At 36.0% G+C, this 24,530-nt stretch carries 16 protein-coding genes and 2 pseudogenes; 11 read left to right on the top strand and 7 right to left on the bottom strand.

All coding sequences use genetic code 11. From position 1 onward, the window contains the following. Position 1: 1 nt before the first annotated feature. The 4 genes from D5F11_RS13410 to D5F11_RS13395 all read left to right on the top strand — a co-directional run bounded on the left by D5F11_RS13410 (position 2) and on the right by D5F11_RS13395 (position 8,336). Positions 2 to 1,369, top strand: a complete 1,368-nt coding sequence (locus D5F11_RS13410) for an ABC-three component system protein (protein ID WP_120116839.1) — start codon at positions 2 to 4, stop codon at positions 1,367 to 1,369. Next, on the top strand, positions 1,353 to 1,940 hold the full coding sequence (locus D5F11_RS13405) for an ABC-three component system middle component 1 (protein WP_120116840.1): 588 nt from the start codon (positions 1,353 to 1,355) through the stop codon (positions 1,938 to 1,940). The genes D5F11_RS13410 and D5F11_RS13405 overlap by 17 nt, the downstream gene beginning before the upstream one ends. Then, the gene (locus tag D5F11_RS13400) at positions 1,933 to 5,055 is read left to right on the top strand and encodes an AAA family ATPase (RefSeq protein WP_120116841.1); all 3,123 of its coding nucleotides are present in this window, start codon (positions 1,933 to 1,935) and stop codon (positions 5,053 to 5,055) included. The genes D5F11_RS13405 and D5F11_RS13400 overlap by 8 nt, the downstream gene beginning before the upstream one ends. 1,151 nt (positions 5,056 to 6,206) lie before the next feature. After that, positions 6,207 to 8,336 carry a type IA DNA topoisomerase gene (locus D5F11_RS13395; RefSeq protein ID WP_120116859.1) on the top strand — a complete coding sequence of 710 codons (2,130 nt, stop codon included), beginning with the start codon at positions 6,207 to 6,209 and terminating at the stop codon, positions 8,334 to 8,336. Positions 8,337 to 8,778: 442 nt separating this feature from the next. Here D5F11_RS13395 and D5F11_RS13390 read toward each other — a convergent pair. The 5 genes and pseudogenes from D5F11_RS13390 to D5F11_RS13370 all read right to left on the bottom strand — a co-directional run. Continuing rightward, a pseudogene (locus D5F11_RS13390) lies at positions 8,779 to 10,517 on the bottom strand (endonuclease MutS2); the annotation flags it as partial. A gap of 757 nt (positions 10,518 to 11,274) precedes the next feature. After that, positions 11,275 to 13,173 (bottom strand): ABC transporter permease, encoded by a 1,899-nt coding sequence (locus tag D5F11_RS13385; RefSeq protein ID WP_120116843.1) that lies wholly within the window; start codon positions 13,171 to 13,173, stop codon positions 11,275 to 11,277. After that, on the bottom strand, positions 13,148 to 13,912 hold the full coding sequence (locus tag D5F11_RS13380; protein ID WP_120116860.1) for an ABC transporter ATP-binding protein: 765 nt from the start codon (positions 13,910 to 13,912) through the stop codon (positions 13,148 to 13,150). The genes D5F11_RS13385 and D5F11_RS13380 overlap by 26 nt, the downstream gene beginning before the upstream one ends. Positions 13,913 to 14,020: 108 nt before the next feature. Then, a complete protein-coding gene (locus tag D5F11_RS13375) occupies positions 14,021 to 14,995 on the bottom strand; it encodes a sensor histidine kinase (RefSeq protein WP_120116844.1) in 975 nt (324 codons plus the stop codon). Then, positions 14,992 to 15,693, bottom strand: a complete 702-nt coding sequence (locus D5F11_RS13370) for a response regulator transcription factor (protein ID WP_120116845.1) — start codon at positions 15,691 to 15,693, stop codon at positions 14,992 to 14,994. The genes D5F11_RS13375 and D5F11_RS13370 overlap by 4 nt, the downstream gene beginning before the upstream one ends. 54 nt (positions 15,694 to 15,747) lie before the next feature. On the opposite strand from D5F11_RS13370, the gene D5F11_RS26495 reads away from it, so the two are divergent. The 7 genes and pseudogenes from D5F11_RS26495 (at position 15,748) to D5F11_RS13340 (ending at position 22,647) form a co-directional block, all read left to right on the top strand. Beyond that, positions 15,748 to 15,900: a hypothetical protein gene (locus D5F11_RS26495; protein ID WP_185830690.1), complete on the top strand. Its 153-nt coding sequence runs from the start codon at positions 15,748 to 15,750 to the stop codon at positions 15,898 to 15,900. Positions 15,901 to 16,046: 146 nt separating this feature from the next. Further along, positions 16,047 to 16,793: a class I SAM-dependent methyltransferase gene (locus D5F11_RS13365; RefSeq protein WP_221768455.1), complete on the top strand. Its 747-nt coding sequence runs from the start codon at positions 16,047 to 16,049 to the stop codon at positions 16,791 to 16,793. Between the two features lie 711 nt (positions 16,794 to 17,504). Continuing rightward, on the top strand, positions 17,505 to 18,575 hold the full coding sequence (locus D5F11_RS13360) for a YHYH domain-containing protein (protein ID WP_120116847.1): 1,071 nt from the start codon (positions 17,505 to 17,507) through the stop codon (positions 18,573 to 18,575). A 162-nt stretch (positions 18,576 to 18,737) separates the two neighbouring features. Next, positions 18,738 to 18,866: pseudogene (locus D5F11_RS13355) on the top strand (zinc ribbon domain-containing protein); the annotation flags it as partial. 339 nt (positions 18,867 to 19,205) lie between these two features. Beyond that, a complete protein-coding gene (locus D5F11_RS13350) occupies positions 19,206 to 19,529 on the top strand; it encodes a sigma-70 family RNA polymerase sigma factor family protein (RefSeq protein ID WP_126646585.1) in 324 nt (107 codons plus the stop codon). A gap of 301 nt (positions 19,530 to 19,830) precedes the next feature. Then, positions 19,831 to 21,090: a CYP152 family fatty-acid peroxygenase CypC gene (gene cypC / locus D5F11_RS13345; RefSeq protein ID WP_120116849.1), complete on the top strand. Its 1,260-nt coding sequence runs from the start codon at positions 19,831 to 19,833 to the stop codon at positions 21,088 to 21,090. Positions 21,091 to 21,753: 663 nt separating this feature from the next. After that, positions 21,754 to 22,647: a DUF6612 family protein gene (locus D5F11_RS13340; protein WP_120116850.1), complete on the top strand. Its 894-nt coding sequence runs from the start codon at positions 21,754 to 21,756 to the stop codon at positions 22,645 to 22,647. A 73-nt stretch (positions 22,648 to 22,720) separates the two neighbouring features. Here the strand turns inward: D5F11_RS13340 and D5F11_RS13335 are convergent, their stop codons facing one another. Both D5F11_RS13335 and D5F11_RS13330 read right to left on the bottom strand, forming a co-directional pair. Beyond that, on the bottom strand, positions 22,721 to 23,710 hold the full coding sequence (locus D5F11_RS13335) for a S8 family peptidase (protein ID WP_120116851.1): 990 nt from the start codon (positions 23,708 to 23,710) through the stop codon (positions 22,721 to 22,723). 148 nt (positions 23,711 to 23,858) lie between these two features. Then, the gene (locus D5F11_RS13330) at positions 23,859 to 24,092 is read right to left on the bottom strand and encodes a hypothetical protein (protein WP_120116852.1); all 234 of its coding nucleotides are present in this window, start codon (positions 24,090 to 24,092) and stop codon (positions 23,859 to 23,861) included. Between the last annotated feature and the right edge of the window lie 438 nt (positions 24,093 to 24,530).

Below are 24,530 nucleotides of genomic sequence, written 5' to 3'. Positions count from 1 at the left end.
TGTGGAAATATTTAGAGAATTGGCTGTAAAAATACAAGGGTTGGGGAAAGCAAAGGGAAGTGGCTGTATATATGAGTTTGATAATAAAGAAGGTACTAAGTATGTATTAACAGCACAGCATTGCTTGACAAACGAACCAACTAAAAGAAATTTTACTAGAGAAGAAATTGATTTTATTAAAATATTTGATCACGAAAATAATGAATTAAACATAGATTCCATAAATATACCGGCTGATTGTGACTTAGACTTTGCAGTTATAGAGGTAAAAACATCGAAAATTTATAAAAATATTAATATATTAAGTCCAGTTAGTTCTATGAGTTGTACATTTTTTGGATTTCCGAGATATCTTGAATTTGATCAAAATTCAGGGGACCCTATGACAGGAAATATTATAGAACTAACAGACACATGTTATATGACGATACAGAATGAACACGGGCATCTAGACGATGGTGAAAATGACGCAAAAGATAATACTGTTGGTTTTTCAGGTTCAGGTATTTATCATATAAATGCTACAGGCAGCTACTTAATTGGTATATTAGTCAGGTTAAGAGGGTCGAAAGGTATTCATGGTAGGTTACAAGGGATAAATATTAGCATAATTAATAAGTTTCTCAAGGAGCAAAATTTATGTGAGCTAATACCTTTTGAATTGAGCCAATTTGATATGTATTTGGATGAGATTATTGACGAGCAACATGATAAAGTTAAAGCAATAATCAAAAAGAATTTCAGAGATAAGGTTATTGATATAAACCCTGTGTTTATATCTGAAAAATTAAGAGAAAAATTATTCATCCCTTATGAATTTAATGGAAACCTTTTGAATGTTAAATTATGGGAAGGGTGGTTGAGGTTAATTTTATATATTTGTTTATACAAAAATATAAAATTAGAAGCTAGTAATATAAATGAACATCTTTTCTTAGGGGAACACAGTACTTCAAATAAACGTTTCTATTACTCAGAAGCTAAAAGAATGGCTACATTTGTAAGTGATTTATATGCAGGCGCATACAAGGATATTAAAGCTAACGATTTAGTTTTTGTTAATAGTGAAAATATTAAAGGGCCTAAAGTTCCGAATCAAGATGTTATACATAGCATTGTTTTACAGATAGACGATGTAATGTATGACCATGGAATTGATATTTCTACAGACAAGGAATACAAGAAAATTAGAGTTGTTCATTTGGACTATATATTGGAGGAATTGGAAACTGAGTTGATAAAATTTATGGCTTGTGATAGGTCTACAGGGGAAATAGAACAAAAGTTTATAGAATGCTTAAAAAAACTATTTAAAGAATGTGAATATGTAATAGAAGGAGAGGCCGCCAAAGTTGAAGTTGATAAATAAAGAAAATATAAAAGAAATTTTAAGATTGGAGGGAGAGAAAGAGTATGAAAGCATAAAATGCTTTCAGTATATTAGTGATTCCAATAAGTATAGGTTTTATGTATTCTCTTGTTATTACAACGATGAAGAAGAATTAAAGACTCATTTTAAGCCTATAAATGATATTATTGCTTTTGACTTTCAAAGTAAATTACTACTTGATGTTGAACGATGGAATCTATATATTTTTTTCTTTGTAGGTGAAAAAATTTCTCATGAACTGAAAACTTCAATTGAACAAAATAAATACGCTACTAGAAAAATCCTCTACGATAATATGGGAAAAGAACCATCAAGCGAGCAGATTGAGGAAATGATTTTAAATAAACTATTTAAATTAGAGCTTTCTCCTGAAAATATAAAATATGAGGGATATGATGTTAGCTTGCAAGATATTATTAAACAAAAAGATTCATATCTCATAAGTTCGATTAAGGAAGTTTCAGGTATTCAGGAAAAAGGTAAAAAAGAAATTAATAAAAAGAAAGCCGATATTGTACAAAGGTATTTGGAGATGAGAAAGAATGGTTAGAAAAATAGAAAAAATAGAAATTGAATCATTTCGTGCTTTTAAGGATAAAGAAGTATTTGATATGAGTGTTGAAGGAGGAGTAGCAAATCTAGTTGTTTTATATGCACCAAACGGTTCAGGGAAAACATCTTTTTTCGATGCAGTAGAGTGGAGCATATCTGGAGAGATAAAAAGAATCTCTGATAACCATCGAGTCAAAGAGATAGCTGATATAGAAAAAGGTCATATATTAAAAAATAAATATAGTGAATCACCAGTAGGTACAGTTCAAATAAAATTTTCTGATGAAGAATTAATTAAAGTGTCTACTAAAGAGATAAAAGGAAACAGGAAAACTGACTATGCAGAAGGTAAGGAGCTATATGTAACTCCTGAAATCAGAAAAATTAAAGAAGAAAAAAAAGAAAAATCTATACTGAAAAATATTTTAACTCATGATCAGGTTGATAAATTCTTAAGGTTTCAAAATTCTAAAGAAAGATATGATGCATTAAAAGTATTTTGGGATTTCAATGATGATACAGGTGTGTTTAAAAATTTAATTATAATAATACAAGAATTAGAAAATCAAAAAGAGAATGTTGAAAAGGAATACGAAACTATTCTAAAGGAGTTGGATAAATTAAGAATCGATCCTAATGTTTTAACAGAATTAAATGATGATATAGAAAAAATAAACAACTTGTTAAGTACTGAAGAAGAGCTACGCATAAATTTATTAACTGATAAGGAGAGTGAATTTGAACAAGTCCTAAATCAATGTATTAAAAAGAGAACACAATTAGAAAAATATACCATTAATGTAAATAATAGAAGGAACCTGTTACAATATTTAATTCAAAATTATAATGACGGATATAAGAAACAAATTCATCAAAAAAATTTATACGAATCTAAATTTAAAATTGAAAATGGGAAGAAAGAAAAACTTGAATTATTATTCAAAAAAGAAAACAAGAAAGAAAAAAAAATGTTGGAGAAAGAGGGTTTAAATAATCGACGGACAGACCTCCTATTTTTAATAGAAAATTATGAAGTACTAAAGGAATTAGAAATAAAAAATAATAATTTGAAAAATAACAAAAACCTTTTAGTGTCAAGTAGAGAAAAACTGGGAAAAAATTTGATTGAAATAGAAGGCTTGGTAGTTCAACAAAATGGTTTGCTTAATAAAAAAAATAAAACTTTAGAAGTAAAGACTAAGGAAATAGAAGAACTTGACCATTTGAAACTTATAAATGATTCAGAACATAAAATGGATAAAATTAATAAAGAAATAGATGCTGATATTCAGAAAATAAACAAAAACACAACAGATATAGCAAAGCTGGAGTTAGACAAGAAAAATTATCTAGAGGTTTTAAGTACTGAATTAACATTATTATTGAAAAATAACATCGCTTATTCTTTGCCTAAGGAAGCTAAAGAAACTTACAATGACTTAATAAATATCTACAATAAAATTAATAATATAGATACAAAAATGAAAAGTTATGAAAACGAATTAACATTATTAAAAAAGCTTGGCAACGATATTAATAGAATAAAAAAAATAGGTATCGAGATATTAAATGATTCAAAAAAGAACGCATGTCCTCTTTGTAATAATAGGTATATTAGTTTTGATGCACTTTTACAACAAATAAGCCAAGAGAGTGAAGAGCTTGTTGAGATAAATAGTTTGAGCACCCAGTTAAATATTCTTAAGAACGAACAAAGTAATTTTCAATATCTCTTGGAGGAAAAATATAGAGGGTTTATCGAAAGTTTAAATAAGGAAATTAGATGTGTTAATCAAAATTTAAATACATTAGAAAAACAAAAAGGTTTTAATCAGTTAGTTTATGAGAATAAACTCACTAATTTAAAAAATATTGAAAAAGACGTAAAGACTAAAGAAATCCTGATGGAAAAATTTAGGTTGGAAAGTCACGAGATAGAGAAGCTTTCCAAATTAATTGTGTTACATATAGAAGAAAAAGCAGTTTTAATTAATGAGATAAAATCAATTAAAGGCTCTTGTTCCAATTTAGATTCACAGTTGAATGATATAAAATATAAAATAAAAGTCAATGAGGAACAATTAAAACAAAATAATCTATTGGCAGAGAAAATATTAGATACTGATATTTATAAAAGATACTTGACTATTCAAGAAGATATAGACTTTAAAGATTTAAATAAGATCAAAGAGAAATATATAACCTTAAACCTGAATTTTGAAGTATGCAGGGAAGAATTGCTTGGTATTGAATCTGAAATAAAAAAACTAAAAAAAGATATAGGTAAACAAGATTATACAAACCTGCATAATAATATAAATGAAATAAAACAAGAGAGCAAAAAAGTTCAGAATAAACTTAACTTGTACATTGATCGATTTATTCGTTATTTTGGACATGATGAAATAAGTGAAGAAGTGTTAGAAAGTGAGACACGTTCTTTAGATGTTAAAATCAATAAGGTGGAGAAAAAGACTGAACTATTGTTAAAAGTTATAAATATATTAAGCCCTTACCTAACTAATACAATGAAAACGAATAAGCAACAGGAAAGGGATTCTTTAAAACTTAAAAACGAATATTTGGCAAATATCATAGATGAATTATCTGTCATAAAAGAGGATTCTCATGATTATATAAAGGAAAAGATAAGTGAAGTTTTTAATTTAAGCAGTGTAAATAAAATATTTCAAATGATTGATCCACATCCTAAAATGACAGATATAAACTTTAAGCTTGATGAAACTGTAAAAGATAGCTTAGGTTTAAATATTATATGTGAAAATGAAGAGGATTCTGAAGCACCAATTCTTTATCTAAGTTCAGCTCAAGTAAATATATTATCTTTAAGTATATTTCTTGCAAGGGCGATTGAAAACTCTAATGAATTTAACACTATATTAATGGATGATCCAATACAACATCTTGATGGACTCAATATATTATCTTTTATAGACCTTTTGAGAATAATTTGCTCTACTCTAGGTAAGCAGATTATTTTGTCCACTCATGATGAAAGATTTTTCAAATTACTACAAAAAAAAATAGACCCTAAATATTTTTTAGTAAAATATTTAAGTTTGAACTCAGCTGGAAAATTGATTAATCAATGATTTACTGGTTGGGACAAAAGCATTCAAACAAAGTTCTCGTTAAAGCTCTTTAACTTTCCAGTTGAAATGAATCAATTACAAGTGTTCTCTTTAACTATTGCTTTCCATTTTATAGATTGGTAGCAATAGTTGGAATAACAACATTTGTTTCATCAATTACAGTTCACCGTTCAGTTCTTTAACAATATCATTAGGCTTGTTCTTTTTACCAAAAGAATAACTGAGATATTTAAACAGGGTATACTATACAAATTTTAAAATTTATTTCCGATAAATAACTATAAGGTTGAGGACTCTTTTAACTTTCATAAGTACAAAACAAGAATTTATTCTCAATTATTTTGTCCAAAATATAACTCTTATGATGTTTGTTCTATTGGCTATTAAACTGTGTCGTGTATTTACGAATGAAAGAATACCAATTGACATAATTTTTTAGAAAGTTGAATGTTAAGTAACAGAAGAAAGAATAGAATAAAGGTGTGCCAGTATTGAACTTTAATTAATGCTAATTGTTTATAAGTGTAAATACGATACTTTTTATACTCGAAATTATTTTTGCTATAAAATCTAAAAAACTGTGTTTAGTTATAATAGGAATTATACTGAATGCGTATTTTTCGTAATTGCTTATTTTCTTTTACTAGCAGTAGGAATTAGAGAACCTTAATTCAATAACAAAAAAGCTTAATTTTTCAATTTAATGCTGAGAAATTAAGCTTTTTAATATTGGATTTGTTTATCCCTATAAATTTACATTTTTCTGAACCTATCCCATTCAAAAATGCTTTAATTGATTGACTTTTCAAGAGAAATTGTCCAAATTAGGATGGGAGTGTATGTTCTCTAATTTAAAATTTTAGGGTAAACAATAGAGAATGGTAGCTATAGATTTGAGTGGAAGGCAATCAAATACCAAGGGATTTTTATAATTTTAAAAAACAAATGCTTGAATCCTTTGCTATAGAGGGGCTCACTTAACCATATAGTGTGGACGAATTAAATGATCCAAGATACTTTAAAAGGAAGAATGAATTGTTGTAGGAGGATGTTTACGATTATTAGAGATTCAAAGGTTATATTGGCATTGTAAAAAAATTGAACAAGACTTATATCAATGAGAATCTGAATTAAAGGAGGTTGACTTGAAATTGGGATACGTATTAATTTTAGCAGAAAAGCCCAGTCAAGGAAGGGCTTATGCTGATGCATTTCGAAATGCGATAAAAAAAGATGGATATATAGAAGTGGAAGACAGCCGTTTTTTTAATAAAAGAGTATTTATCACATGGGGGCTGGGCCATTTAGTTGAGTTGGTGGAGCCTGAACAGTATAAGGGCGAATGGAAAAGGTGGTCCATGCAAACCCTGCCGATTTTTCCTGAGCACTTCAAATTTCAAGTGGCTAAAGACAAAAGGAAGCAGTTTGCCTTGGTAAAAAAGCTGCTTCATTCATCATCAGGAGTCATCGTTGCAACGGATTGTGACCGTGAAGGTGAAAATATTGCAAGAAGTATTATCCTGTTGGCAGGTGCGTGGAAAAAGCCAACCAAAAGATTATGGATCAATTCATTGGAAGTGGAAGAGATTCAAAGGGGTTTCCAAAATTTAAAAGAAGGACATGATTATATTTCGCTGTACCGCGAAGCACAAACGAGACAATTTAGCGACTGGCTTGTCGGCATGAACGCTTCAAGATTGTATACGTTGTTGCTCCAGCAAAAGGGAGTTCGGGGACCTTTCAGTGTTGGGCGAGTTCAGACGCCGACTCTATATTTGATCTATAAGCGCCACCAAGAGATTGAGAATTTCAAATCGGAGCCCTTCTTTGAGTGGATCGGAGATACGACGGTAAAAAATGGCCAATTTGAAGCAAAGCATAAAGAAAAATTCAAATCGAAAGAAGAAGCGCAAGCTGTAATAGATAAGCATAATGTTGTCCCCGGGGAAAATAAGGGAGTCATTGATCGGATTCAAAAAGCTCTGAAAAAAACAAAGTCCCCCCGGCTGCACTCGCTCTCCACTTTACAGGCGAAAGCCAACAAGCATTGGAAATACAGCCCTTCTGAAACTTTGAAAACTGCACAAGGGTTGTATGAGAAAAAACTGATCAGCTACCCCAGGACGGACACTCATTTTATAACAGAAAACGAATTTAACTATTTGAAAGAGCATCTTTCTGACTATCAAAGCTGTGCAGGAGTGACCTTAGAATTGGCTTATCCTTATCCTCAGAGACGGTTTGTTGACGGGCGGAAAGTTCAGGAGCACTATGCGATCATTCCTACAAGGAAAACAATGAACTTAAATGCATTGTCAGTAAAGGAACGGAATATTTATCGGGAAGTGCTTTTAACCACCCTTGCGATGTTTGCTCCAGATTACGAATATGAGGAAACGAAAGTAGCGGTAGATGTAAATAAGATGATCTTTGAAAAAACAGGAAAAGCTGAGCTGAAAAAAGGTTGGAAAGTGTTGTTTGGCAAAGAAGAACCCAAAACGGATTCTAAAAAAGAAGAGGATGCAGCTCTTCCCCAAATGAAAGAAGGGGAGAGTTGCACGGTAAATGTGAAATTGAAAGAGGGAATGACTCAGCCGCCGAAACCCTTTACAGAAGGTCATTTGATTCAAGTAATGAAAAATGCTGGAAAGGATGTTGAAGACGAGGAAGCAAAGGAAATGTTAAATAAAACTGAAGGGATCGGAACTGAAGCTACTCGTGCAGCCATCATCGAAACATTGAAGCATCAAAAATATATTGAAGTGAAAAAGAACATTGTGCATATTACAAATAAAGGCGGGACCCTCTGCCAAGCAGTAGAAGGAACATTGTTGTCCAGCCCGGAGATGACTGGTAAGTGGGAGCAATATTTACATAAAATTGGTCAAAGCGAAGGAACCCAAGAAGTTTTTATCCAGCAAATCGAAAAATTTATTCAATCCTTATTAGAAAGTGCCCCGAGCAGTGTCGGTCAATTAGATGTTCAGGTCAAAGATAAAGTCCAGAGCTCGTTCATGGGAACGTGTCCTGTATGTAGGAGCGGCAGGGTTCAAGATAAAGGGAAATTCTATGGATGTGCTGAATATCAAAAAGGATGTGTATTCACCTTGCCAAAGACTTTTTGTGGAAAAAAATTAAGTGAAGCGATGATCAGAAAACTATTAAATAGTGGAAAGACTGGATTGCTGAAGGGATTTAAAAGTAAAAAGGGAAAGTCCTTTGAAGCCTACCTACAAATTGAAAATGGGAAGTTGACATTTGAATTTCCTGGAAGGAAATAAGTTTTATCAAAATGGCTAGAGACAATCACAAAGGAGGAACGGCAGGCCGATTGCCTTATTGTGGACAAAATACACCCTATCTAATTTTACGTCCACATTCAAGGGCCGTTTTCTCGAATAATGATGCTCTGACCGCTTTCAATTTACTAGAGGGTGTCCGCAAAACAGAAATACGATCCAAGTAAGGATAACCCTATTTGAAAAAAACATACTGTCGCAACAAAAAAAGTAACCACCCATTGAACGCCTAGTGTCAGCATTTGGGTTGGTTACTTTTTTCTAACTACAATGTGGTCTGCTCCCTTGAAAGGCTATTGAAAAGATCAGAGAGTGTGATGTGCACATCACACCTTTGGTCTTTTTTAATACCTTTTTTCCTAATAAGAAAACAAAAAACGGTTATCATATTCGAACAAAAAAGTAATCTCTAACGCCAAAAGAACCGCTTTTCGTATACCTCAAAAAATCGATTTTGATAGAACGCAATCGGGTAATAGTATTTATCTTTTTCTTTTTACGCTATATCATGTCGTTATGGTCATCTAGGTTGATACGGATCCCTTTTTTATATCCGACATTATCTTCTGCTTTTTCAACAGTTGTCTTTGACTTTCGAATTTTGCTTTCGTTTAAATGTTCTAAGCGATATTTTTTATGTTTCATGTAATCTTCTGCTCTTTGTAGAACATCTTCCGGCACATCCATTTTTCTGGAAATCCAAAGGGCATGACTGTCTCCTGATTGCCCAATGAGGAGCTGATATAATGGCTCAAGAGTTTCTGGATTAAATTGCATGGCTGCATTCATAAAGTCACTATGCAATTCGGAAAAGCGTTTTATTTCTCCGTAATGCGTCGTCGCAATAGTAATGCATCCTTTAAGGTAAAATTCTTCCAAGAGGGAGATTGCTAAAGCAGCTCCTTCATTTGGTTCCGTCCCGCTGCCAATCTCGTCGAATAGCAACAGCGTATTGTTGTTTACAGATCGAAGGATTTCCGATAAATTCTTCATGTGAGAAGAGAATGTACTAAGTGCATTTTCTAGACTCTGATTGTCGCCTATATCCACAAAAATGTGGTCAAATATGGCAATTTCGGTTTCTTCCGAGGCCATAATATGAAAACCGGACATAGTGGCCAAAGTGACAAGACCAATTGTTTTCAGAACAATTGTTTTTCCTCCAGCATTAGGACCGGTTATGATTAGGCTCCGATAACTACTTCCAATTTGAAACTGAAGAGGAACAGCATCACCTGATAATAAGGGATGCTTGCACTGGACTAATGTAATATTTCCATGTTCATTAATGTTTGGCTCAATTCCGCCCACATGCTTACTGTATTTACCTTTTGCAAAAATCATATCGTACCGGGAAATAAGCTCGATATTCTTTTTAATAAGTTGGAGATTTTCTGCCACTATCCCTGTTAAAGTGGCTAGTATTTGATATTCCAACATGGACTCTTCAGATTTTAAGGCTGCTAACTCACCACTTAATTTTCCTACCGCGCTAGGCTCTATAAAGACGGTTGAACCTTTGGAAGATACTTCAATTATGGTACCCTGTACTTGATTTTTGTAGGAAGCTTTTATCGGTATTGTATAGCGATCATCTTTTATACTAATAAAGAATTCCTGAATATATTTTTTATTTACACTGCTGTTTAAGAATTTATTTAAACGTTCTTTAAGTTTTTGTTCAGTGGATTGAATATGGGAACGAACACGTTTGAGTTCTTTGCTGGCAGCAGAGTCAACCTGATTGTTTTTAATGGAAAAATTAATTTCCTCTTCTACTCTCACGAAATCTGTCATGGAATTAGCATAGGACGCTAATGTCGGTGCAAAAAATTCTTTGCTGGACATGAACATTTTAATTTTCCGGCTGCCCCTTAAAAAATTTGAAATACGTAAAAGCTCCTCTGGGTCTAAAATGGTCCCGTTATCTAATTTATCGATGATATATTCCATGTCGGAAACTCCGATGAAAGGAACGTTTCCTGCTGCATCTAGAATGGCGCGTGCTTCAGTGGTTTCGGTTAATCGGTGCTTTACTACTTTTAGATTAGAGCTTGGAGTTAATTGATCGATTAATTGCTTGCCGAGCCCGCCAACGCAATACGATTTTACAATCTCTTTTAGTTCGTTGTATTGTAATTTTTCAAAAGTATTTTCATTCATGTTTTTCATTCTCCTCAATGTGATTAATGTATCAGCAATGAAGAAACCTACTGCAAGAATTTCAATGAGCTGTTTGAATAAAAAAAGCTGCGGCAGATACCGCAGCTTACGTTTAAAAGGCAAAGTAAAGTACATAAATAAAACCACCAAAAGGATAGCTCTACTTATGGAATAGTACGCCTTTTTATAAAGTAGGGTAGGTATCTTCATAGGCGGAAATAAGTCCATAACAAAATAGGGGGCATAAAATTAACCACAATCCCCTTTTGTTGAAAATTTCCTTATTTCCTATAATGTTTTTCCTATTTAGAAACTACCGCACTCAAAAAAAGCACCTCTTATTATATGATGATTTGCTCATTGAAATTGACTTTACAGAATGTATTATACTTTATATTAGGATAAATGTAAAGGTTACGAAACACCTGTTTAACTTCATTCAGCAGAAGTCTTCCACTTCTGTAAGTGGTGAGATGAACGCATGTTGGTATTCCATTCAGCGGGGGTTCAAACCCTGGCTGAATAAAGCTAAAGCCTCCGGATGCCCCAGATTTTATCGAGTGTAGCTCGATAAAATCTGGGCGCAAATACGCCAAGGCGCATTTGATATAACTTTAAGAGAAGTTTTTTACTGTACATTTCTAACTATTCAATGCAAAGTTCTTCAACAATAGGGCGCAATTCCCTAACAGGAAGTGTACTGGGTTTCTCGAAAGAGTGGCGCATTTCTATAGTAGAAATGCGCCACTCTTTCAGCTTAGATAGAACTTTTAATTTTACGAATATAATTGAAGCGAATAAAGAGAAAATAAACGATTTGGATTACAGTAAAGCTGCCTAATACTAAGGCTGTAGTCTTGAACAAGTTAAAATTGAACATATGTTGTAACGCGGTAAGAGCGACCGCACCGTGGACGAGTGCAACAACTATAGGAACAAAGAACAATAGAGCCAATTGGATGGTCAGAATTTTGGATAGCTCTTTGCTTGTTAGCCCAAGCTTACTAATCGCAGAAAATTTCCTTTTCTCATCTTCTAAATCCGCATAGAGCCGGAAATATAAAAAGCTTCCAGCCGCAACAAAGAAGACTGCTCCAATAAATAACCCGACGAACAGGGTAGCTCCAGAGGCTTGATTGAAACTGTCCCAATCATATCCAAGTGAGGAAAATCTGAAATTGTCATCAAATCCCGATGTATGTTCAACGTCCATAGTTTTTAAAAGATTTTCCCCAATCTTCGCAGTATCTTTCCAATCCTTCACGTAAAAACCGTAATATACTTGTGTTGAAAAATCTTTTATATTGTTATAAAACTCATCACTAACAACAAGATAGTCCTCATGTGTTCGGATTAAATTCATCGGTTGGATCCCAATTTGTTGTATTGTATGTCCGCCAATACGATGACTTTTTCTTTTCTGTATATCAGGCATTTCTTGAAGGGGATTGTGAAAATAAAGCATCATAGCTTCATTATTCTTAAGTGATACTTGCTTATCCAATTGTCTGGCTGCTTTAGCTAAGCGGTTATATTCGGATTGCGAAACAATTCCCCAACCCACAGAATCCTCTTCATCGGAGTTTTCCGTAGTTACATGTTTAATTGTTATGCTCGCTTTCTCATATTTTGTCGAATCTAATTCTTTTTCGATTAGCTGGATATGCTTTTTTTCCTGTTGATTGCCTTGATCTGACACATATTCAAAAGCAAATGGCCGCTCTTCAGTCAATGAAGTGGTAAACATGTAACGAAAACCGACAAGTGAGCCAATTGCTGAAAAGGCTACTGTAGATACGATGGCCACAAAGAAAAAGGCCCGGGCATTATCCTTCATTCTATAGGCTAGATCAGATAAGAGCAGAAGATTTGTTTTTTTCCAAAATAGGTTCTTCCGTTTTTTCATACGATTAATCATAAAGACGCTGAGCTGTGTGAAAAGAAAGTACGTTCCAATAATGACGATAATTGTAACAGGGATCATCGCTGTCACAACTTGGATCTCTCGGACGGATAAAGCAATCACATAGCCGGTCGTCAACAAAAGTGCTGCCAGTATCGAAAGGACAATCGATTCCTTTGGTTCCTTTTTCGGTGCAGAACTGCCTTTAATTAAATCAATGAGCTTATTTCCTTTAAGAATTGAGACGGTAAAAAAGGAAATGACTACAAATAGAATTAAAAAGGCACTGAATGTTAAGAGCGCCGCTTGCCACGGAAAATAAAAGGGAAGGGCTTCCTTCAAATTTAATATCCTCTCTGCGGCCATTAATATTAATTTGGCAAAGACAAGACCAATTCCAATCCCTGAGACCGTTGCAAAAAATCCGATTAAGACATTTTCTAGAAAGACCATTCGGCGTAATTGGTGATTCGTCATTCCCAGCATGACCATCAAACCAAACTCTTTTTTTCGTGAATGCAAAAAGGCACTCATTGACACCAAAACGAAGATGAAAGAAAATACATAAATAATCCCTTCGGCAAAATGTAAGCCAATTGCTACGCTCGAATTAACTTTTATCAATTCTGGGTGGAAAGAAAAGATGGCATAGACAAAAAACACCAGGACAGCAAATAAACTGCTTAAAAAGTAGGCTGCATAGGTCCGCTTATTCCGAAAAACATTATTAAACGCGAATTGACGAAAGGTCACTTGTATTCCCTCCCAACAGCGACAACACATCTATAATTTTTTGGAAGAAAGCCTGGCGGTTGTCCCCACGATGGATTTCATTAAATAATTTACCATCTTTAATAAAGACAACCCGTTCGGTATAACTTGCTGCAATTGGGTCATGGGTTACCATCATCATTGTCGTACCATCCTCTTTATTGATCTGTTCCATCATTTCCATGGCTGATCTTGATGATTTGGAATCGAGATTCCCCGTTGGTTCATCAGCCAATACCATTTTTGGATGATGAATAATCGCACGAGCAATGGCTGTTCTTTGTGCTTGTCCTCCGGAAATTTCATACGTACGCTTTTTCAAAATCGATGTAATGCCTAATTTGTCCGCAACGTCCTTGATTTTTTGATCCATTTCTTTTACACTCTTTCCGTCTAGGGTCAAGGGGAGAACAATATTTTCCTCAACGGTAAGGGTCGGAAGTAAATTGAAATCTTGGAAGATGAAACCTAATTCACGGCGACGAAATAAGGCTAGTTCGTTATGCTTCATCCTCAGAGGATCCTTACCATTGACTATGAGCGAACCTGATGTCGGGAGGTCAATCGTGGCAACCATATTCAGTAAGGTTGATTTCCCGCTCCCGGACGGTCCCATGATCCCAACAAATTCACCTTTATCAATTGTTAAATTAATATCAGATAATGCTTGGTAGGCAACCTTTCCATCGTAAATCTTACTTAAATTTTTAATTTTTAACATTTCCATAAGAAAAACCCCTTTCTCACTACAACTATTGTAGAAGAATCGGGGCCTTCTTAACCATTGGTTCAGCTTACATAAATCTTACATTTTTGTAAGATTTCATGATTACATTTGAAAGATTAGTTTGACGGTCGTTCCTTCCCCTTGAAGGGATTCAAGTTCGATTCCGTGCCCTAGCTTTTCACATACTTCTTTAGCTAGATATAATCCCATCCCGGTTGATTCACGATACAATCTGCCATTCTCTCCTGTAAAAAACGGATTGAAAACGCGCTTCACATCTGTTTTTGCGATTCCGATTCCGAAATCTTGGACAATAAGTTCCACTTGTGCCGATTGCCTTGTTTCGGAGATGATAACTTTACGTGATTTTCCAGCAGAATATTTCACAGCATTGGTAATCAATTGATTGATGATAAAAATAAGCCACTTTTCATCTGACTCGACAACCGTTGATTGGACATGTAATTCAGGATATACTTCATTTTTTATAAATAGGCGCTTATTTTCACGAATAGCTTGCTCCGTTATTTTTCTTAATGAGACTTGTTGAACTTGGAAATCATGTTCGAATGTCTCAAGTCTTGCCGAATAAAGGACCATTTCCAAACCCTTTTCCAGTTTATCCGTTTCGCCTCTTATGCTCGTCATATATTCCTCGTCGTTTTCCTGAGTGATCAACTCTATGACAGATAGCGGCGTTTTCATTTGATGAACCCATTGATTAATGAAAGTTAAATGATCATTACGGCGCTTTTCTTGGTATTGACGTTCATTAAGATGAAGAGTATGCTGCGATTTTAACAAGTTGGAAAGTGCTTCGGTCAAAGGAGCTGATTGGAATGTCTCGAACGCTTCATCAAAGCGTTTCATTGGCTGAGCCAACCTTTTATAAAAATCTTTGTGTGTGATGTAACGATAGACTAAATAAACAGTAAGGAAAAAGACACTGAGAAAAAGCGAATACAAAACCAATGGAACAGAGCGATAGCCATCCAGCCAAAAGACAAGAATCATGACAGTCATTTGTAAACAATTGATGATGATCAACGGGAGGTGTTCTCGAATAAATAGATTCATGAAAGTTTCTCCCAATTGGGGATAAGCCGATATCCAGCACCCCGGACTGTTTCAATCGCATGCTCAATACCTAGTTCGAGAAGCTTTTTACGAATCCTTGTCACATTGACATTTAATGTATTTTCGTCGACAAAGGATTGGTCATCCCAAAGTTTTTCAAGAATTGCTTCCCTGTTGGCAACTCTTGGAGAGCGTTTCATTAATAGTTCCAGTAAGATTGTCTCTTTTTTTGTCAGTGAAACAACTTCAGTATTTTTATGTAATTCCATTCGTTCCAAGTAAAGAACAAGCCCATCTAGTTGAACGGTCCTTTCTTCTGTTTTCGGAGCGTACTCCCCATATGCCCTGCGCAAACTGCTGCGAATCTTGGCCAGGACGACATCGTAATCAAACGGTTTTGTAATAAAATCATCGCCGCCATTTTCCAAGGCCATCACTTGATCCATTTTTCCGGAACGTGCGGAAATAAACAGAATGGGACATGTTGAAATTGCCCGAATTTGTCGACACCAATAAAACCCGTCATAGCTTGGTAAATTGATATCCAGTAAAACGAGATCTGGTTCTTCTTCTTTAAAAAAGTCGATGATATGATCGAAGTCTTCAACAAGTGTTACATGAAACCCATACTTTTTAATGTGACCGTGTAATAGCGAAGCAATGTTGGGATCATCTTCTACAACCATTATTCTTACCATACCGCATCTCCCTATATTTAACTTCATTCAGCAGAAGTCTCCCACTTCTGCTGAATGAAGTTAAAGCCTCCGGCGGATGCCACAGATTTTCAGAGGAAATTTATCGAGCGGAGCTCTGATAAAATCTGGGCGCAAATACGCCAAGGCGCATTTGATAGAGGGCGAATCATACGCCCGTCAGAAGAATTTCATTGTTCTTTTATATAGAATATATGAAAGATGACTTCTTTGCTAGCCTACATTATACATGAATCCTTTTTCGGAATGAAAACAGGAATCCTACTTAATGAACACGAATAAATTTATTTATTAAGGAAGCATTTATATAAAGCTAAACCCGCTGGAGGATGAAAATGAATAACTCAACAAATAAACCCGACTATGGCATTGATGCCCCAGGTGTGATTCGAAACTTATCCCTCATAAGTGTTGCCGGGCTTGTTTTAGCCTTCGCATCATTTTGGCTTCTTAGAATGACATGGCAATGGGCAGGTTGGATATTTGGTGTGGTTTTTAGTGTTACTTTTGTGGTTTGTTTGGCTGAATCGATATATATGTTTTGGGGGAGCAAGGTTGGAAAACTGTACGAACGAGAAAGATTACTTGACTTGGTAGACATTGAAGGAGATGAAAAAATTCTTGATATTGGATGTGGCCGAGGGCTGTTATTAAATGCAGCTGCCCAAAGACCCACAACAGGAAGAGCTGTGGGGCTTGATATTTGGAATCGTCAAGATCAATCTGGAAATCATCCAGATGCTACCCGTAAAAATGCTCAAGTGGAGGGGGTCCTTGAAAAGATCGATATTATTGATGGTGATTTTCGAAACATGCCTTTTGAACAAGACACTTTTGATATCGTCGTGTCCAGCCTTGCGATTCATAATGTGCGTAATATTAAAGAGCGGCGCAAGGCTTTAAAGGAAGTGGTCCGAGTATTAAAACCTGGCGGACGATTTGCTATTCTTGATTTTCAACATGTTAAAGAATACGCACAAGTTTTTAAAGAGTTGGAAATGGCTGAGGTAAGCGTGATTGGACCACACTATCTATTGTTTCCGCCTGTTCGTATTGTGATAGGTCAAAAGCCTATTGGCTAATACTTAACAGATGATGTAATGAATGAAATTTGTTGCAATTGACGAAAAAGTTCTAGAAGGTCTAAGTTTTTGTGATTTTTCATCGGAATGCTCGCGTATTAATGTACAAATAAATCGATTTGGGGAGAGGAAAAAAAGTAGATCTGAATGGGTAAGGAAATCGCAATGACTAGAGGATGTATTAACATAATATGTTCATTGTTCTGTTATCATAGTTGCTAAAAAATATGCGGAGATTACAATCGGTGCAATACCTAAACAGTGGTATTGCCGTTTTATTTTTTAGGTAAAAATTTTTTTGATGAGGCTATGATTTCATTGGATTGCTAGCAGTCGGACAAGATATTTATTTTTGATGCAGAATATGAAGAATCGAAATTTGGGATTATTACTTAAATGCAGGATTAATTAAAATATGGGAACCTCATCAGGTATGATTCTTAGAATGTTAACTTCATTCAGTTGAAGTCTCCCACATCTGTAAGTGGGGAGATGAAATACCTGATCCTAGGGAGGGGTTTTCATGTTCTATATTACTTTGTTTGGGGTGTTAATTTTGCTTTGCCTAGGTTGGAGAATTTTACAAGAAAATTGAATTATAGTACAAAAAGAAAAGCCAAAATTGAATTTTGTCGTCTTTTGACGAATGATTTCAACAGGTAAAATATCCCTTTTGTCGAATTATTACGATGAAAGGGGAGAAAAGAAAAAATGGGCAGAAAGATTTATTTGGGATTGTTGAGTTTAGTCATTTTCTTATTTACTATCCCAAGCTATACAAGTGCTCATCCAGGAAGAACAGATTCAAATGGGGGACATACTTGTAGAACGAATTGTGAAAAATGGGGATTGGAGTATGGAGAATATCACTATCATAACGGTGGTAGCTCCAGTGGAAGCTCTAATGGAAATGGAAGCGGGAACTCTACAAATAAGGGGCCTTCAGCGCCAGCTCAAGCCCCTGAGGTAAATAATCAAGCATTAGAGGAACAGAGAAAGCAAGAGGAGTTAGCTCGGCAGAGAGCGGAAGAAGAAAGGAAAAAAGCCGAGGAAGAAGCGCGAAAAAGAGCTGAGGAAGAAGAGAAAAAAAGACAAGAAGCCATTAAAGAACGTAAGCTAGGAGAAAAAGAAGGAGCTGAAATAGCCAAGGAGGATTTCGATACAGCTGAAAAAAACGATCCTGATAAGCATTTAGACGGGAAATCCTCAGCTTATGCCGAAGGCTTTAAGAAGGGCTATGCGGCGTCTTGGAAAGAAAAAAAGGAACAGAAAAAATATTTTCAAAAAGGGTATGAACAGGGGTTAGACCAAGAAAAAATCGATTTGGATGACATTCCTAAAAAAAGGCATGGTATCTTTGAAGAAGGTTTTAAAGAAGGAAATGAAAAACGAGAAAAAGAAATAGAAAAGCAATATAAGCTGGGAAAGAAACATGGGTTGAAAAAGCAGGACCCAAAACCAGGAAACAAGGATAAAAAAGCCTTTATTGCGGCATATAAAAAAGGTTACAAATCAGGAATAAAAGAGACAATAACCAAGGAAGGAAAAAAATCTGCGAAGACCAACTATAGTGTCAAGATTCCTAAAGATTATAAGGAAAACAAGGATTATTCAAAATGGTATGAGCAAGGGTTCGACTCTAATAAAAAAGCAGCAGAGGTCAGGAAAGCAGGCTTTAAAAAAGGTCAAAAGTTTTTCTCGACTAGCTGGGTACCCAAAAAATATAAAGATTATAAAGCTTTATATAAAGAAGCCTATAGTCAAGGTAAATCGGCTAAGTAAACATGAGTCTACTTTTTGATTATTTTTTGCATCTCCATGGGGAGATGCTTTTTTATCATTTTCCGACAGAAGACTCCCACTTCAAGGAATATAAAGGGCGGAGCCCAATGAGTAAGTGGGAGATGAATGCAGTTGGCGAAGCCGAAACTGGTATCATTATGTAATCTAAATCTTCGTGAATGGGACTGTCCATCTTGTGGCACACATCACGATAGAGATATTAACGCAGGCCATAACCTTAGAAACGAAGCTATAAGACTTTTAACCGTAGGAACTACGGGGATAGCCTAATCAAAACTTTCGGTTACGAAGGTGTTCTTAGGAATCTCCCACTTCAAACAGACCGTAAGGTTGTTAAGTGGCGAGAGGTTCAATTTTACGAATAAGCAATCCTTTAATTAGCGGAGGGAAGTGTTATTTGTAAGTCTGTCCTTGAAAAAGAGGGATCGGACTGACTGATTTGAACGGAGCCGCTTAAGCTTCGACTATCCTGGAATCGCAGAACTGGCGGAGAAAACCAAAGTTAATTATCGGAAACAGATGAGCTGGCCCAAAAGCAAAATGAGAGTTTCTGAAAGTGACTTAAAGGAAGGTATGCGGTCAGCATGAGCTTCAGGTTTTATTGGTGCATTGTCACGTGGCAACGACGACACGGTGATGTACTCTATTGCGGGTGATGTTGTAACTGTATCTGATGGAGGAGGAAAAGTCCCCGCTGCCATTCATCCTATTATGTCGCGAGATCGTGTTGTACGATTCCTGTTTGGTCTATTGCAGCAGGCTTCTGCTAACGGAGAGGATCTTGTTGTACAATTGGTCCCTTTATACGGTAAGACTGGGATTGTAGTCCGTTCCGATGGCCATATTCTGGTTGTGACTTTTATTCATGCGAATAAGGGGATAGGCAATAACTTATATTTTGTAAGAAATCCAAAAAAACTTGAAGGGATCTGACTCAGGGAAAAATTTTTCAGTCAAACCGTCTCTATTATCAAATGCGCCTTGGCGTATTTACGCCCAGATTTTATCGAGCTCCGCTCGATAAATTTCCTCTGAAAACCTGTGGCATCCGCCGGAGGCTTTGACTTTATTCAGCCGGGGTTTGAACCTCTACTGAATGGAATACCAATAGGCATTCATCTCACCACTTACAGAAGTGGGAGGTTTCTGCTGAATGAAGTTAAAAAATCTAGTTTTTAAAAGAGTTTTTAGGGGAACATAGGATAAGCCAATTTTTTAAAAGGAGGCGGTTCATATGTCTGGTTTAAATCAAATGCCCCGTGAAGAGGGATTGGATCATAGTGTTTCTTTAATGAGAGAAGGTTATATGTATATCCCGAACAGGCGCCGCAGTTTCCAATCGGACATTTTTGAAACGCGCTTGCTTGGGCAAAAAGCGATTTGTATGGGGGGAAAGGAAGCCGCCGAGCTTTTTTATGACAATAATAAATTCAAAAGAAGCGGCGCGGCCCCCAAGCGTGTCCGGCAAACCTTGTTTGGGGAAAAGGGTGTACAAACGCTTGACGGGAAAGCCCATTTTCATAGGAAGGAAATGTTCATGTCTCTCATGTCCGAAGAGGGCGTACAAAGATTTATTGAAATAAACAGGAATGAGTGGGAAAAAGCAGTGGAATCATGGTTGGATAAAGGTGAGGTCGTTCTCTATGAAGAAGCAAAGAAGATTTTATGTAAATCAGCATGCCGATGGGCAGGTGTTCCATTAAGCGATGAAGAGCTTGGAAAAAGAACGGACGAACTAAGTTCACTTTTTGAGTCGCCTGCTACTTTAGGGCCCAAGCACTGGAAGGGGAGGAATTCCCGTAATCAGATGGAAAAACAGATCGGCCGGCTTGTAGAGCAAGTCAGAGAGGGAAAGCTATTGCCGGAGGAACAGTCAGCTCTTCATGTCATCTCCGAACATAAGGACTTGGAAGGGAGGCTATTGGATTCTGCTGTTGCTGCCGTTGAAATCATCAACATTTTAAGGCCGATTGTAGCAATTTCAATCTATATTAATTTTACTGCTTTGGCATTGCATCAGTTTCCGGATCAAAAAGAAAAGCTGACTTCCGTGGATGACGAATATGTGCAAATGTTCATCCAGGAGGTGCGAAGGTTTTATCCGTTTTTTCCATTTGCTGCTGCACGGGTGAAAGAAGATTTCACATGGAAGGACCTTACTTTTGAAAAAGAAACTTTGACCTTGCTGGATTTGTACGGAACAAACCATGACCCGGAGCTATGGGAAAATCCGGATGTATTTGATCCGGAGCGCTTTAATGGAAAAACTGGTGATCTGAAATATAGTCTGATTCCGCAAGGGGGAGGAGACTATAATGGCGGCCATCGTTGTCCGGGAGAATGGATCACAATTGAAGCCATGAAAGTTTTCGTCGATTTTTTGATTAACCGGATTTCTTATGAAATACCGAAGCAGGATCTAAGCTACAGCCTAGTCAGTATGCCAAGCATACCTAATAGTGAATTCAAGATAGAAAGCATCACTTGGAAGTAAATCGTTTTTTAAATCCTCCATAGGTCATTCGGAGGATTTATTTTTTTATCCATAACCTTTAAACTTAGAAAGTATTGCGTTTTCGGCTTGAAAAGGGTTGTTTCATTGGTGATGATGCTGGCAATTCTTTCCCTCGTTTTTGTCGCTTGGGGCTATTCATTCAATCATTATATATAAAAGAGCAATTTGAAGGGATTTGCCGGTGATTATTATTGGTATTCTTACTATAGCTTATTGGGCCTCTGTTTCAACGTGAACCGGCAGTCATTATTTCCAATGGGGGAATTATTGATCAGACCAGTTATATATTGCAGCGGCCTTATCATATGGAATGGGATTGAAGCTCTAGATTTGATTAGCTTTTCTGGGTAGATTTTATCTTAGCATTTTTTACAATTGACCGCGAGTTGACCCGTCATTCGGTATGAATCGCAAGTCAATATATCAGTTAAAAATCTGGCCTGTTCCATTGATGAGTTGATTAATATCATTAATCAACGTTGGGAAAACGCCATGACGACTGAAAGTTAGGTGAAAAGGGCTGATCGTTTTATAGTTCATAAGAATCATTTTCTGATTCTGTGAAACTATCAGGCCTTTGATCCGTATATAACCACAAGCATCTAGACGCTTTACAAAATTTTAAGGGAGCTGACTTTTGTAATGAAGAAAACAATGTCAATCATTTTCGGTGCGATGCTAATGCTTATGCTCGCAGCGTGCAGCCAAACGGCTGATCCGGTGGATAAAAAGGATGAATCAAAGCAAGGAACATCGGCTGAAAAAGAAAAAGCGAATAAGGAAAAAGAAAGTGAACTTACACTGGAAGATGTGTTTAAGAAATCAGAAGAAGCCAATAAGGACGTAAAGAGCTTCAAAGCTAAAATCAGCATGAAACAAGCAGTAGAAGCGGCTGGCGAAAAACAAGATATCAATTCAGATATTGATATGGCGTTTGTGACTGAGCCAATGGCAATGCACCAAAAAATGACGATGACGCTTGATGGGCAAAAGCAGGAAATTAATTCTTATTTGACGAAGGATGGCTTCTATATGTATGAGCCGACTCAAAAAATGTGGATGAAGCTTCCAGAAGAACTTTCAGGCCAAATCCTGCAAATGTCTGAAGGACAGTCCAATCCTTCTGGACAGTTGGATCAGTTAAAAGAGTTTGTTAACGAGTTTGACTTTAAGCAAGATGACAAGAATTATATTTTGACATTGAAAGCAGATGGAGATAAATTCGATAAATTTTTAAAGGATAGTGTCAAAGACGCTTTACCTTCTGACATGCAAGCAGAAGGGCTAATGAGTGGTATGAAATTCAATAAGGTTGATTACGAGGTCTTTATCGATAAAGAAACTTTCTATTTAAATGCGTTGAACATGGTGATGGAAATGTCTACAGATGTGGAAGACCAAAAGATGAATATGCAGATGGATATGAAGTCTACATACAGCGACTATAATGCTGTGAAAGATAAAGATGTTGAAGTTCCAAAAGAAGCATTGGAAAATGCGCAGGAAATTGACATGAATCAAGCGGGTGGGCAGTAATGCTTGCTGTGATTTAGATAATGAAACGGGATGCTCTGGGCATCCCGTTTCATTATCTTTTTTTGTAAACTAGTCAAATTTTCAAGGATGCACCTCCAGCACAGGCTCTAATAATCTTATCTGCAAACTCCTGATCAAATACCTTAGCGAGATGTTCTGGGACAGTCAGATAGAGAATGCCATTTCCTTCAACCTTCGGAGAAAAGCCGAGCGGGATTGTTCTTTTAATTAATTGAGCATAAAGCTCAGGTTCGGAAAGCTGCCTGTCAAAGTATTGATTCGCAAAAACTTTTATAAGGGCCAGCGCTCCAGAAACATGAGGAGTGGCCATGGATGTACCACTTAAAGTGGCGTATTTCCCATCTATATATGTTGATAAAATTTCTTCCCCAGGAGCCACTAAATCTACTTCATTGTGAGAACTTGTAAAATCAGAAGAATGTCGGTCAAAATTGACTGCTCCAACGCAAATGACTTCATTATATCGCCCCGGATATGCGAATTCATCAGTTAATTCGTTGCCATCTCCTTCATTCCCGGCAGCACAAACTACTAGTATATTTTTGGCCACAGCTTGTTTGATAACACGATAAAGTTCCGGATTGTCATCAGGTCCACCGAGAGACATTGAAATGATATCTACGTTTTGTTCAATCGCATACTTGAGACCTTTGATGATCCAATCATGTTGACCGACACCATGCCTATTAAGAACTTTTACAATTAGTAAACTTGCTTCCGGAGCCACACCGACTACTCCAATGTTGTTTTCAGTTGCTGCAATTGTCCCTGATACATGAGTACCGTGACCATTATAATCTTGAAATATTTCAGGGTTGCCTTGATCATCATCCGTAAAATTTCTACCGCCCATAATCCGATCCTTTAAATCAGGATGATTGATATCACAGCCAGTATCTACAACTGCGATTTTAATTCCTTCTCCCCTTGTATCTTGCCAGATCTTTGGAGCCTGAATCAATTCAATTCCTCTTGGTACTTCATTCACTTCATTTAATTGCTGTACTATCGTGAATGGAATCCCTCGAACAGATTGCATCATTTCTTTTCCTCCTCTTTTTTAAAGTGTTGAGTAATAAAGTCGGAATTTTCCGTCTGTTTTTGAGAGAATTTGTCGTTTTTTCGGCTTATAAAATGAAAAAGCCGATTTCATACGGCGAGGTTTAAGAGACTTTGTTTTCGAGTGGCTTTTACGGATACTCTTTCTTTTTTTTCAGCCTTTGTATCTCTATTTGAATATAAATTACCCAAACAACAATTAACACTTGGATCCAATAAGCTAACATCACTTGCATAAATTTGGTTAGTGCTTGTCCCGTTTTTAAAAGTATATCAGGAAATATTAGCCCGAAAATGGTAGCAGTTACTCCGACCCATGGCAGCCACCAGCTATTCACATTTGCCCATTCTTTAAACCTTTTCAACAGTTTTCCCTCCTTTCTTCGTATGTAAATGAATGAGCAACTTTTGAAACCAACTTTTCATATAATTTAAATTTAACTTCATTCAGTGGGGGTTCAAACCCCGGCTGAATAAAGTTAAAGCCTCCGGCGGATGCGCCAAGGCGCATTTGATAAAATGCCAGGGGAGATGGATTTTAAAAACAGGGCTTAAATAGAAACAATAAGTGCCAGTTTAAAACAAGGAGGCAATTATGTTTCAAATACCAAAGTCATGTAGATAGAATAATATTTTACTTTGCTCTATAGTTTTCACAATGCAGATGCCACAAGATAATTAATTTTATGCGCTAAAGGAATTCAAGGTTAGACGAGTTGCCCATTGTATAGGGATACGATTACATCAGTATGAAATATACTCTCGGTATTCCAAACGAGTAAATTCCTGAATTCCCAAAAATT

The organism is Siminovitchia terrae (assembly GCF_003605405.2).
Classification (GTDB): Bacteria; Bacillota; Bacilli; order Bacillales; family Bacillaceae_C; genus Siminovitchia; species Siminovitchia terrae.
The sequence above is the reverse complement of the archived record's forward strand: the minus strand, read 5'-3'. Positions and strand labels throughout refer to the sequence as shown.

Excerpts from the sequence above, each read along its gene's own strand:
- D5F11_RS13400 (WP_120116841.1), top strand. The coding sequence starts at position 1,933 with ATGGTTAGAAAAATAGAAAAAATAGAAATTGAATCATTTCGTGCTTTT.
- D5F11_RS13380 (WP_120116860.1), bottom strand. The coding sequence starts at position 13,912 with ATGTTAAAAATTAAAAATTTAAGTAAGATTTACGATGGAAAGGTTGCC.
- D5F11_RS13375 (WP_120116844.1), bottom strand. The coding sequence starts at position 14,995 with ATGAATCTATTTATTCGAGAACACCTCCCGTTGATCATCATCAATTGT.
- D5F11_RS13370 (WP_120116845.1), bottom strand. The coding sequence starts at position 15,693 with ATGGTAAGAATAATGGTTGTAGAAGATGATCCCAACATTGCTTCGCTA.
- D5F11_RS26495 (WP_185830690.1), top strand. The coding sequence starts at position 15,748 with ATGAAGTTAAAGCCTCCGGCGGATGCCACAGATTTTCAGAGGAAATTT.
- D5F11_RS13365 (WP_221768455.1), top strand. The coding sequence starts at position 16,047 with ATGAATAACTCAACAAATAAACCCGACTATGGCATTGATGCCCCAGGT.
- D5F11_RS13360 (WP_120116847.1), top strand. The coding sequence starts at position 17,505 with ATGGGCAGAAAGATTTATTTGGGATTGTTGAGTTTAGTCATTTTCTTA.
- cypC (WP_120116849.1), top strand. The coding sequence starts at position 19,831 with ATGTCTGGTTTAAATCAAATGCCCCGTGAAGAGGGATTGGATCATAGT.
- D5F11_RS13340 (WP_120116850.1), top strand. The coding sequence starts at position 21,754 with ATGAAGAAAACAATGTCAATCATTTTCGGTGCGATGCTAATGCTTATG.
- D5F11_RS13335 (WP_120116851.1), bottom strand. The coding sequence starts at position 23,710 with ATGATGCAATCTGTTCGAGGGATTCCATTCACGATAGTACAGCAATTA.